Origin of the sequence: Evansella cellulosilytica DSM 2522 (genome assembly GCF_000177235.2) — a bacterium.
Classification (GTDB): domain Bacteria; phylum Bacillota; class Bacilli; order Bacillales; family Salisediminibacteriaceae; genus Evansella; species Evansella cellulosilytica.
Genome location: NC_014829.1, coordinates 439,123 through 450,321 on the forward strand (window position 1 = coordinate 439,123; position 11,199 = coordinate 450,321).

The 11,199-nt window shown below is 37.6% G+C and carries 12 protein-coding genes and 2 riboswitches; of the genes, 8 read left to right on the forward strand and 4 right to left on the reverse strand.

The genetic code is table 11. From position 1 onward, the window contains the following. Window positions 1-99 precede the first annotated feature (99 nt). Window positions 100-201: riboswitch (purine riboswitch) on the forward strand. A 122-nt stretch (window positions 202-323) separates the two neighbouring features. From BCELL_RS02175 to BCELL_RS02195, 5 genes are all read left to right on the forward strand, one after another. After that, window positions 324-1,631: an NCS2 family permease gene (locus tag BCELL_RS02175; RefSeq protein WP_013487027.1), complete on the forward strand. Its 1,308-nt coding sequence runs from the start codon at window positions 324-326 to the stop codon at window positions 1,629-1,631. Between the two features lie 344 nt (window positions 1,632-1,975). Next, complete coding sequence (locus BCELL_RS02180; RefSeq protein ID WP_013487028.1) at window positions 1,976-2,260, forward strand: hypothetical protein; 285 nt, start codon at window positions 1,976-1,978, stop codon at window positions 2,258-2,260. A 125-nt stretch (window positions 2,261-2,385) separates the two neighbouring features. Next, the gene (locus BCELL_RS02185; protein ID WP_013487029.1) at window positions 2,386-3,486 is read left to right on the forward strand and encodes a type III polyketide synthase; all 1,101 of its coding nucleotides are present in this window, start codon (window positions 2,386-2,388) and stop codon (window positions 3,484-3,486) included. Beyond that, entirely contained in the window at window positions 3,483-4,007 is a 525-nt protein-coding gene (locus tag BCELL_RS02190; protein WP_013487030.1) for an isoprenylcysteine carboxyl methyltransferase family protein, read from the forward strand. The genes BCELL_RS02185 and BCELL_RS02190 overlap by 4 nt, the downstream gene beginning before the upstream one ends. 148 nt (window positions 4,008-4,155) lie before the next feature. Then, entirely contained in the window at window positions 4,156-4,356 is a 201-nt protein-coding gene (locus BCELL_RS02195; protein WP_013487031.1) for an NETI motif-containing protein, read from the forward strand. Between the two features lie 178 nt (window positions 4,357-4,534). On the opposite strand, the gene BCELL_RS23275 is transcribed toward BCELL_RS02195, so the two are convergent. The 4 genes from BCELL_RS23275 to BCELL_RS02215 all read right to left on the reverse strand — a co-directional run bounded on the left by BCELL_RS23275 (window position 4,535) and on the right by BCELL_RS02215 (window position 7,628). Next, window positions 4,535-5,125 (reverse strand): spore coat protein, encoded by a 591-nt coding sequence (locus tag BCELL_RS23275; protein WP_087942418.1) that lies wholly within the window; start codon window positions 5,123-5,125, stop codon window positions 4,535-4,537. 12 nt (window positions 5,126-5,137) lie between these two features. Further along, a complete protein-coding gene (locus BCELL_RS22340; protein WP_013487033.1) occupies window positions 5,138-5,332 on the reverse strand; it encodes a hypothetical protein in 195 nt (64 codons plus the stop codon). 367 nt (window positions 5,333-5,699) lie between these two features. Beyond that, window positions 5,700-6,071, reverse strand: coding sequence for a DUF2512 family protein (locus BCELL_RS02210; RefSeq protein ID WP_013487034.1), 372 nt, complete (start codon window positions 6,069-6,071; stop codon window positions 5,700-5,702). 102 nt (window positions 6,072-6,173) lie between these two features. Further along, window positions 6,174-7,628: an amidase family protein gene (locus BCELL_RS02215; protein ID WP_013487035.1), complete on the reverse strand. Its 1,455-nt coding sequence runs from the start codon at window positions 7,626-7,628 to the stop codon at window positions 6,174-6,176. A 281-nt stretch (window positions 7,629-7,909) separates the two neighbouring features. Further along, window positions 7,910-8,011: riboswitch (purine riboswitch) on the forward strand. A gap of 155 nt (window positions 8,012-8,166) precedes the next feature. On the opposite strand from BCELL_RS02215, the gene purE reads away from it, so the two are divergent. The 3 genes from purE to purB are packed head-to-tail and all read left to right on the forward strand — an operon-like array spanning window position 8,167 to window position 11,100. Then, a complete protein-coding gene (gene purE, locus BCELL_RS02220; protein ID WP_013487036.1) occupies window positions 8,167-8,652 on the forward strand; it encodes a 5-(carboxyamino)imidazole ribonucleotide mutase in 486 nt (161 codons plus the stop codon). Next, on the forward strand, window positions 8,649-9,776 hold the full coding sequence (gene purK / locus BCELL_RS02225; RefSeq protein WP_013487037.1) for a 5-(carboxyamino)imidazole ribonucleotide synthase: 1,128 nt from the start codon (window positions 8,649-8,651) through the stop codon (window positions 9,774-9,776). The genes purE and purK overlap by 4 nt, the downstream gene beginning before the upstream one ends. Window positions 9,777-9,804: 28 nt before the next feature. Continuing rightward, entirely contained in the window at window positions 9,805-11,100 is a 1,296-nt protein-coding gene (gene purB / locus BCELL_RS02230) for an adenylosuccinate lyase (RefSeq protein ID WP_013487038.1), read from the forward strand. The last annotated feature ends 99 nt before the right edge of the window (window positions 11,101-11,199 follow it).

An 11,199-nucleotide genomic window follows, 5' to 3' on the forward strand; every position in this document is an offset into this window, starting at 1 on the left:
GTGATGATGTGTGAAACACGAATAATGAATATAATTTTGTTAATTAATATTCGTTTTTTCTGTTGACACATCACTAGGTAGCTTGGTAAACTTTGAATATGTTAATACTCTGTGCATGTTCGTATAATTTCGGGAATAGGGCCCGTAAGTTTCTACCGAGCTACCGTAAATGGCTTGACTATGAACAATGGGATAGAACTAGTTTTTTTATTAAAACTACTTTAAACCATTTTTTATAGTTGCAATTTATGAAGCTCTGGGGCGCCTTCTCGTCTCGGAGTTTTTCTATTGCACATTGATTAAAAATAAGGAGTGGTTAAAAAGTGGAAAAGTATTTCCGTTTTGATGAACTAGGTACAAACTATAAGCGCGAGATAATGGGTGGTTTAACAACGTTCTTAGCGATGGCTTATATTTTGTTTGTTAATCCAGATATTTTAAGTGCGGCAGGTATGGACGAAGGTGCTGTATATGTAGCGACTGCATTAGCGGCAGCTATCGGTACAATCATGATGGGTGTTGTTGCACGTTATCCAATTGCGCTAGCGCCAGGAATGGGATTAAATGCTTTCTTTACATTCTCAGTCGTTATTGGTATGGGAATTCCATGGCAAACTGCTTTATTAGGTGTATTTATTTCCGGTATTATATTTATCATTATTACAGTAGTAGGGATTCGTGAATTAATTATTAATGCAATCCCAGCAGAATTAAAATACGCTGCAGCAGCAGGTATTGGTTTGTTTATTGCTTTTATCGGTTTAAAGAATGCTGGGATTGTTGTGCCATACGAATCAACAGCTGTTACATTAGGTGATTTAACGTATGGGCCAACTTTATTAGCTGTCTTTGGTGTTGTTATTACAGTTATTTTAATGGCATTAAAGCTTCGTGGTGGAATATTTTATGGGATGATCATTACTGCGGTAGTAGGGTTGATTTTTCAAGTACTACCAATGCCAAGTCAAATTATTGGGCCAATTCCAAGTCTAGAGCCGACATTTGGAGCATTTTTACAGCCGTTTGCTGATCAATCATTTGGTGAAATTTTTTCAATTAGTTTAATTATCGTTATTTTAACGTTCTTATTTGTAGACTTCTTTGATACTGCTGGAACTTTATATGCAGTAGCGAACCAAGCTGGATTTGTTAAGGATAACAAGCTGCCAAGAGCGCAAAAAGCACTACTTGCTGATTCTTCAGCATCTGTAGTCGGTGCTGTTTTAGGTACATCAACGACTACAGCATACATTGAGTCTTCATCTGGTATTGCAGCGGGCGCGAGATCTGGTTTTGCATCTATCGTTACAGGGATTTTATTCCTAGTTGCATTGCTGTTTTCACCACTACTTGTTGTTGTGACATCTCACGTAACGGCACCAGCGTTAATTATTGTAGGTATCTTAATGGCTGGCGCACTTGGAAATATCGACTTCAAAAAGTTTGAAATTGCAGTTCCTGCTTTCTTAACTGTCATTGCAATGCCATTAACGTATAGTATTGCAACTGGTATAGCATTAGGGTTTATCTTTTATCCAATTACAATGATATGTACTGGTAAAGCGAAGGAAGTACATCCAATTATGTACGCTTTAGTTCCAGTGTTTATTTTATACTTTGTATTCCATTAAGAAGTGATGCAGAGGTAGTCTTAAAGAGAATTTTCTATAAGTAGACCTATTTAGAGGGAAATACTAAAAATGATAAAGCGAACGAGACTCTTTCACATAGTGAATTTGTCTCGTTTTTTTATCCTAAAAACCTTATAATATTACATCTCATTAGCTCACATTTGCTACGGTCAATTATGCTAATTGTTAGAAGTAGGTTGGAAAATTTTGTGGTATAATAAAACGAGTTATGTTTGTGAAAAGGTGAACTTATTTTGTCAGGGAAGGTTCCTTCAATGAGATCTCGTTTTCTTATTTAACTAACGAGCTTTAGTGAATGATACATAATAGAAGGTGATGATTAAATGAGGAAAATATTTAAGATTATTTTCGTAATAATTTTAGCAGTAATTTTGTTATGGGTAATTTCGGGGATTATTGATTTTTCCCTAGTTAATGGATTTGAGAAGAAACCAATATTCGCAATACCAACTGTTACAGCTGACGATGGTGGTTCAGGAACGTATCAAGGGTTAGGGTATTCTTTTGAGATTGAAGGTGATTTCATGTCAGTGGATGAGCCACCCAGAGTAACCTATTATGAATATTACATATTGGGAAGTCTTATTAGTAAAGGAAATACTGACTAAATATAATATATAATTTGCAAAAAAACTTGTGAAAAATTGTGCTAGAACAAGCTTTTTTTAGTTTGGATAAAAAAGGTAATGTTTGACACACTAAAAGAGATTGAGATAAGTGGAGTGTGATAAACGTGCCTGGGATATTATCTGTTGCAACGAAAGAACCGCCTTATACAATGACACAACAAGAAACAATGGAAATTGTAAAAAACTTATTCGAGCAACGTTATCCAAATATAGACCGGTTATTAACGATTTTTGATAACGGTCAAATAAAGAAGAGAAACTTTGTCGTACCGAAAGAGTGGTTTAAAGAAGAGCACAGTTTTAAGGATAAAAATGATATATATATAAAGGAAGCCATAGAACTAAGTGTTGATGTAATAAGAAAGTGTCTAGAAAATAGTCAACATTTGAAGCGAAATGTCTCACCTGCTGAAATTGCTGCGATCATTTTTGTTAGTAGTACTGGTATTGCAACTCCTTCGATAGAGGCAAGAGTGATGAACAGGCTTCCGTTTTCCAAGAGTACGAAGCGCATTCCTATATGGGGCTTAGGGTGTGCTGGTGGAGTCGCTGGTATTGCAAGGGCATTCGAGTATTGTAAAGCATACCCATTTGCGAAGGTGCTCGTAATAAATGTGGAGTTATGTAGTTTAACTTTTATGAAGGATGACATGAGAAAAAGTAATATTATCGGTACATCCTTATTCGCAGATGGTGTAGCTTGTACACTTGTTGGTGGAGATGAAGTGTTGCAGAAAGAAAAGCTGAGTAATAAGAAGTTGATCCCGTATATAGTGGAAACGGAATCACAATTATTAAGAGATTCTGAACAAATAATGGGATGGAATGTCGTAAATGAAGGTCTACAAGTTGTGTTTTCAAAGGATATTCCTACGGTAATTAAGGAATGGCTGAAACCTAACACATTACAATTTTTAGAAAAACAAGGCTATAACATAAACAATATTGCTCAGTTTATTGCCCATCCTGGTGGGAAAAAAGTGTTAGAAGCCTATGAAGAAACATTGTCGATTTCAACCGAGATGACTAGACATGCAAGAAAGGTGCTTCAAGAGCACGGAAATATGTCTTCTCCAACAGTAATATACGTTCTGCAAGAAACGATGAATCAAGATGTAGAAAAAGGTGATGTTGGACTTATGGTAGCATTAGGACCCGGTTTTTGCTCTGAGCTAGCGTTGTTGAGATGGGAGGAAGTTGAATGATTGTTTACATGTTTGTATTATTTATTATCGTTTTACAGCGCATATATGAACTGTTTATTGCAAAGCAAAACGAGATTTGGATGAGGGAGCGCGGTGCGGAAGAATTTGGTGAGGATCATTATAAATGGATCGTCTTAATGCATTTCTGCTTTTTTGCAGCTTTATCGATAGAAGTGGTGTTAAGGGGAGCAGAGTTAATCTCTTGGTGGCCAGTTGTTTTAAGTGTGTTTTTAACAGCACAAGTAGCACGGTGTTGGCTCATCATTTCACTAGGGCGTTTTTGGAATACAAAAATTATTGTTATGCCCGGTGAAAAGAAAGTCAATAAAGGTTTATATAAGTGGATTCGTCACCCAAACTATGTCGTTGTTGCGGTCGAAATTTTAACATTGCCTTTATTATTTCAAGCTTACGTGACGGCTATTTTATTTACACTGTTAAATAGTGCTATCTTAATATTTGTTAGAATACCGGTAGAGGAAAAAGCGCTGAAGTTTTTAAGTGAAGGTGATCATACTTGACTCTATGGAGTGAACTGATTTATCAGGCAGATTTCTAAGCATGATACGTGTTTCTACTATATGATGTAGGTTAGAGAATGAAATATTCGATAAAAATGATGATAACCTTTAGTACAGAGTGTTGTTTAGAAATGAGGGAGAAACAAAGTTGACAAAAAAGAAAAAGCAAAAGTTTTACGTAGAAGAAGGAGAATCAATATCTGATTGCCTTGAGAGAATGGATAAGGAAGGTTATACGCCAGTTCGTCGGATGGAAGAGCCAATATTAAAAGAGGTAAAAAGAAATGGAAAAACTGATATTGAAGTAGAGAGACAACAAATCGTTTTTGAAGGGCTACTGCAAAAATAAGGAGAGTAGGATGTCCCAAAAGCTATTGTAAATTTTGGCAATGGCTCCACTCACCGCGCGACCACTATAAAAAACCACTTATAGTGGTCTTTAAGGGATTGCGGTGGCTACGCACATTGCTTAGAGGTTGACACAAAAGGTAAAAAATCGACCTTTTGTGTCAACCACTTTGTACGATTTAGTGATCATCTTCATTGGAAACGTCAATATCTATATCAACAGGTGTTTGCGAAGATTTACTTTGCTGGTTTCCTGATTGCTGATATTCATCCTCTATTGAGGACATAGTTGATGAATATCCCGTTTGAGAATCGGTATTCGACTTATAGGATGAAAGCCCAGTTGATGTCGGAGAAGACGATTGAGAATCCGTTACACCCATTGATAAAGAAGTAGATGGGAGTAAGGAATCTGGTTGTTGAGGTTGAGTCGGTTGGCTCATCGTCCCCATTGTTGTGCTAGACATTGTTTGAGAAGGCTGCTGCTGCTGTTGCATTTGAGTAAATTGTATCGTTGATTGCGCAGCCATTTGGTCTACTTGTATTTGTTCATTCATGTTATAGGGGTGATAATAGCCTTTATTTATCATATAATCAGCAACATTTTCGTGAAAAACGATGGCTTGCTGTAATTGTTGGTTTATTGTTTTTCGAACATTATCTGACGTACACTCTGTTAAAGCGTAAGCGCAGTTTCTAACAGCTGTTTTAGCTGACAACAGTAAATCAGTAGCTACAGATTGTTCTGTCATTTGGTTCGGATTCATCATGTCGTTCCCCCTTTATTGATTAAGCAATCCTTGAAGCGTTGTTATGCTTTGCTTAGATGCTTGTACGTCTTGTTGTAATAAAGATTTAAGCTGTGTATCTTGTACCATGTTTTGGGCAACTTGTGACTTATTCAAACAGTTTGTTTTAAATACAAGCATTTCATGTAGTTCTGCTTTTTCATGAATAGCTAATCCTTGATTGTTCATTGATTATCACCTCCGACATTTAGAGTGTCTCTTTTTTGCGTCATATATCCCTGAGATTAGCCGTTAAACATTGGATGATTTGCAAGAAGATGAATGGAATTTTTTTGACTTTTAATGCTTTTTTATTCTTTTCTTATCATTAAAAAAAGACATTCCAAAAGGGAATGCCTCTTTGGAATGTCTTTAAGATAAAAGAAAAGAGAGGGTGTCCGAAAAGCTATTAGAAGTTTTGGCAATGGCTCCACTCACCGCGCGACCACTATAAAAAAACCACTTATAGTGGTCTTTAAGGGATTGCGGTGGCTACGCACATTGCTTTGAGGTTGACCCAAAAGGTAAAAAATTGACCTTTTGGGTCGACCTTATATTAATGACCGCCTACGAGGCGTTCATCTTTTTCGAATACAGCATTGCTCATAAACTTATGGAAGAACCATTCTCCTGCTCCGATGATAACACCGGTTAGCAAGGCTACGCTAAAAGGTACAGCAATCCCATAAACGATTGGTCCGATTAGCCATATTGCTATAGTACATAAACCAATATCGGAAATCGTTGCTACAGTGTTGTTTGTAGCACGTAAAATGAATATGTCTCCGATAATATATGCTGCACCAGTAATAATGAGAGCTAACAGCGTAGTGTTTAAAAATGGGTAACCATTAAACATGGATAAAACAAAAACAGAAACGAGAATAACCATCATAGCTTTGATTGCCAATGCTATTATATGTCTCATTTGTTCAACTCCTTACATGATTGGACTTCTCAAGTCTCCTTTTTATCATGCATATACTAAGTTGATTTTATTTTAGGTTATTACTGGAAAAGGAGAAGAGGCCTAAATGTTTGGGGCTTTTCTCTCCTTTGTCGCTTGCTCATACGCATATGCAAAAGATAATAATATTCCTTCAGAAAAGGCTGCACTTGTAAAGGTAATCCCAACTGGTTCCCCTTCGTCTGTAAACCCTGCTGGGATAGTAATGGAAGGATATCCTGCTTTAGCTGGGATGCTAGCGCCAAAGTTGTTTGGAAAAACAATGGCGTCTACCTCTTTTAATGCAGCATCAATGCCATTATCTTTTGCGTGATACTGGTCATGCTCTAAGCTTGTAATATATTCTTTTTCGGTAAGAGTGCCACTTGTTGCATTACTTTCTAACAACATTTTCTGCCCGTATTTCAACATGACATCTCGATTGTTCTCATTAAAGGAAATGATATCAGTTAATGAAGATATTTTTGCACATGTTGTAAATTCCTTTAAATAAGTGTTAATGCCTACTTTAAATTCGTATTTTAAGACATCAATATTCCATTTGCTTTTAGTGGAAGGAATCGTTATATCAACGACATCAGCACCGAGGGTTTTTATTTTTTCAATTGCACCATTGATAACCTTCGCTTTATCTTCGGAAAGGTAATCAAAATAAACTTCTCTCGCTATTCCAATTTTAGCCCCTTTTAACCCGTCTGAACGTAAAAAGGTCGTGAAATCTATATTTTGCAGCTTATGATTTGTTTTAGTAATAGGGTCGTTTTCATCGACGCCAACAATACCGTTTAGTAACAAAACTGCATCTTCTACCGTTTTTGTCATTGGACCTGCTGTATCTTGAGTGTGTGATATTGGAATGATCCCATTCCTACTAATTAAACCGACAGTCGGTTTAATTCCTACAAGGGAATTTTGACTAGCAGGACTTAATATGGACCCTGAAGTTTCTGTTCCTATCGCAACTGTTGCAAAACCAGCAGCAATCGCAGCGCCAGACCCGGAGCTTGATCCACCGACAATAAATTCAGAGCCATAAGGGTTTGTGACTTGTCCACCACGTGAACTATATCCTGTTGGCATGTTTTCTCCCATAAAATTTGCCCATTCGGTCATGTTAGTTTTCCCAAGAATAATTGCACCTGCTTCTCTTAATTTTTTTACTATAAAAGCATCTTTGAGGGCAAATGAGTCAGCAAGAGCAACTGACCCTGCGCTCGTGTGCATTTTATCGTTTGTTGCTATATTATCCTTAATTAAAACAGGGATACCATGTAGCTTACCTCTTGGTCCTTTTACGGCTCGTTCCTTATCCATTGCTTCTGCAGTCTGTAGCGCTTCTGGATTTATTTCAATAATCGCATTAATTTTATCTTTATCTAATGTAGCAATCCTATATAAGTACATAAGCACTAATTCGCGCGATGTTAGCTCTTCACGCACTAGTTTATGATTAATCTCACTTAATGACGCACTCGTTAACCAACTATGAGCTAGCTTCTTTAATTTTGGATTTTCCATCATCATTCAACTCCTTGAAAAATAGTGTACCAAGGATAAAGAAAAAGTGGTAATATATACAACTATATGAAATAGAAGTCACTATTAATCGGTGTGTCTATGTAGTTAAATGAATGTAGAACGTGCTGATCTACATTGTCCACATACTGTGTACAAATGTTAACGGATGAGAGATTATGTAACACATAATGTTAGCAAAACACGAACATTAAGTCTGTATTGTATTTTAACGTTCGAAATTTGGTTGACTTTTGTTTTCTTACCTTGTTATGATAGTAACGAAGAATTGAATATCATTACCTCGTATAATCTTGGGAATATGGCCCATAAGTATCTACCTAATGACCGGAAATTATTAGACTATGAGGGAGACTGCCGTGTGTAACAAACTTGGCTCTACATGGAGCCATTGTATTGTTATTGGTTTTCACGTGTTCCTTTGTCCCCTCCAAAGACAAACGAATGCGTTTTTTTATATAAATAGTGAAGTGAGAGATAGTAAAATATATTTTTCTACATATATAAAGGGGGCGTCATCATGACAGCTAAAGTTGGAGTCATCATGGGATCTACATCTGATTGGGAAACGATGAAGCATACTACTGAAACGTTAGATGAACTAGGAGTTGCCTATGAAAAAAAAGTAGTTTCTGCTCATCGTACGCCAGATTACATGTTTGAATATGCAGAAGCAGCACAAGGAAGAGGAATTCAGGTGATAATCGCAGGTGCTGGAGGCGCTGCTCATTTACCAGGAATGGTTGCTGCTAAAACGCACCTTCCGGTTATTGGCGTTCCTGTTCAATCGAAAGCATTAAATGGTATGGATTCACTATTATCAATTGTCCAAATGCCTGCTGGCGTTCCAGTAGCTACCGTTGCGATTGGAAAAGCTGGTGCAACCAATGCGGCGTTATTAGCGGCGCAGCAACTTGCAGTACATGATGAACAACTGAGACAACGTTTAGAAGAACGAAGAGAAGCAAAAAGAAAAGATGTACTTGAAAATGGAGAATTGATATGATGGCGAACTGGATTAAGCCTGGTAGCACGGTAGGGATCCTAGGGGGAGGCCAGTTAGGAAGAATGATGGCCCTCTCTGCACGAGAAATGGGCTACCGTGTTGCAGTGTTAGAACCAACACCTGATTCCCCATGTGGTCAAGTTGCTGATATTCAAATTAAAACAGCGTATAACGATCATGAAGGTGCAAAAAAGCTGGCAGAAAATTGTGATGTGCTGACTTATGAGTTTGAAAACATCGATGCAAGCACAGCGAACTGGTTAGAAGAAAATATGTATTTACCGCAAGGAAGTAAGCTTTTATCGATTACACAAGACCGTATTACTGAAAAGGCAACGATTGCTTCCTTCGACATTCCAGTAGTACCTTATCGTACTGTTGACACGCTAGTAGAATTAAAAAGTGCTGTTGAACAATTGCATTTGCCAGCTGTGCTAAAAACAGCTAGAGGTGGCTATGACGGGAAAGGTCAAAGGGTAATAAAGCAAATGGAAGATGTATCAGCAGCTTGGGAAGAGTTAGCTGGAAAAGGACCATTTGTTTTAGAATCTTGGCTAGAATTTGAAAAAGAAATCTCAGTGATTGTGACGAGAAGTGTTCACGGAGAAACAACAACTTTTCCGATAGCTGAAAACATACATCAAAATAATATATTACATCAGTCAATAGTGCCAGCAAGAATGAATAGTAAGCTAGAGAAAGAAGCTGTTACAATAGCAACGCATTTAGCTGATTCTCTTGAATTAGTAGGGACGTTAGCTGTTGAAATGTTTGTAGGTTCAGATGGTTTGCTTTATGTAAACGAGTTAGCACCGAGGCCACATAATTCTGGACACTATACGATCAATGCTTGTGTTACTTCTCAATTTGAACAGCATATTCGTGCTGTATGTGGCTGGCCGTTAGGTAGCACCGAATTAGTTAAATCAGTCGTAATGGTTAACATATTAGGAGAGCATATGCCAAAGGTGATGGAGAACGTCACAGATCTTAAAGGAGCAAAGCTTCATTTATATGGCAAATCCGAAGCAAAAATCGGCAGAAAAATGGGCCATGTCAATGTTCTAGGCGATAATGTAGAGACAATATTAGAACAAATAGAGCGATCACCAATTTGGAAATAAGTAAACAATACACTAGGAGGAAATACAGATGATTGAACGTTATACACGACCTGAAATGGGTGCTATTTGGACAGAGGAAAATCGTTTTCAAGCGTGGTTAGAGGTTGAGATTCAAGCTTGTGAGGCGTGGGCGGAGCTTGGTGATATACCGAAAGAGGACGTAAAGAAAATTAGAGAAAATGCAGGCTTTAACGTTGATAGAATTAAAGAGATTGAAGAAGAAACAAGACACGATGTAGTTGCTTTTACACGTGCTGTATCTGAAACGTTAGGGGAAGAACGTAAATGGGTGCATTACGGTTTAACATCAACAGACGTTGTTGATACGGCATTATCATATTTACTTCGACAAGCAAATGAGATTATTGAAAAGGATTTAATTAATTTTATCAACATATTGAAGGATAAAGCAAAAGAGCACAAAATGACAGTCATGATGGGGCGCACACATGGTGTACATGCAGAGCCTACAACTTTTGGTTTAAAACTAGCACTATGGTATGAAGAAATGAAGCGAAACTTAGAACGTTTCCGAGCGGCTGCTGAGACCGTGCGAGTAGGTAAAATTTCTGGGGCGGTTGGAACGTATGCAAACATTGATCCGTTCGTAGAGAAATATGTATGTGAAGGTCTTGGTTTAGAAGCATCACCGATTTCTACACAAACTTTACAACGCGATCGCCATGCGCATTACGTGGCAACACTTTCATTAATTGCTTCCTCTATTGAGAAAATGGCAGTGGAAGTACGTGCATTACAAAAAAGTGAAACACGTGAAGTGGAAGAGTTTTTTGCAAAAGGTCAGAAAGGTTCTTCGGCAATGCCGCATAAGCGAAACCCAATTGGTTCAGAAAATATGACAGGTCTTGCTCGTGTATTGAGAGGTCATGTTGTAACAGCATATGAGAACGTTGCTTTATGGCATGAGAGAGATATTTCTCACTCTTCAGCAGAGCGTGTCATCTTACCAGATGCGACTATTATGATTAACTACATGCTTAATCGTTTTGGTAACATCGTCAAAAATTTAACGGTATTCCCTGACAATATGAAGCGCAACATGGATAGAACGTACGGTTTAATTTACTCCCAACGAGTTCTTTTAACGCTTATAGATAAAGGGATGGCTAGAGAAGAAGCATACGATTTAGTGCAACCGAAGGCGATGGAAGCGTGGGAAAAGGCTGTACCATTCCGTTCATTAGTGGAAGCGAATGAGCAAATTATGAGCCACTTATCTAAGGAAGAGCTAGATGATTGCTTTGATTATCACCATCATTTAAAACACGTCGATACAATCTTTGATCGTCTAGGATTAAATTAGTTGACTCACGATTATTAATAATTAGCGTTTGACTATTAGTAGCCAGAGGGCACTGAAAAAGGCCTCCGATATTGACCTTTTTCAGTCCCTCAAAATGAA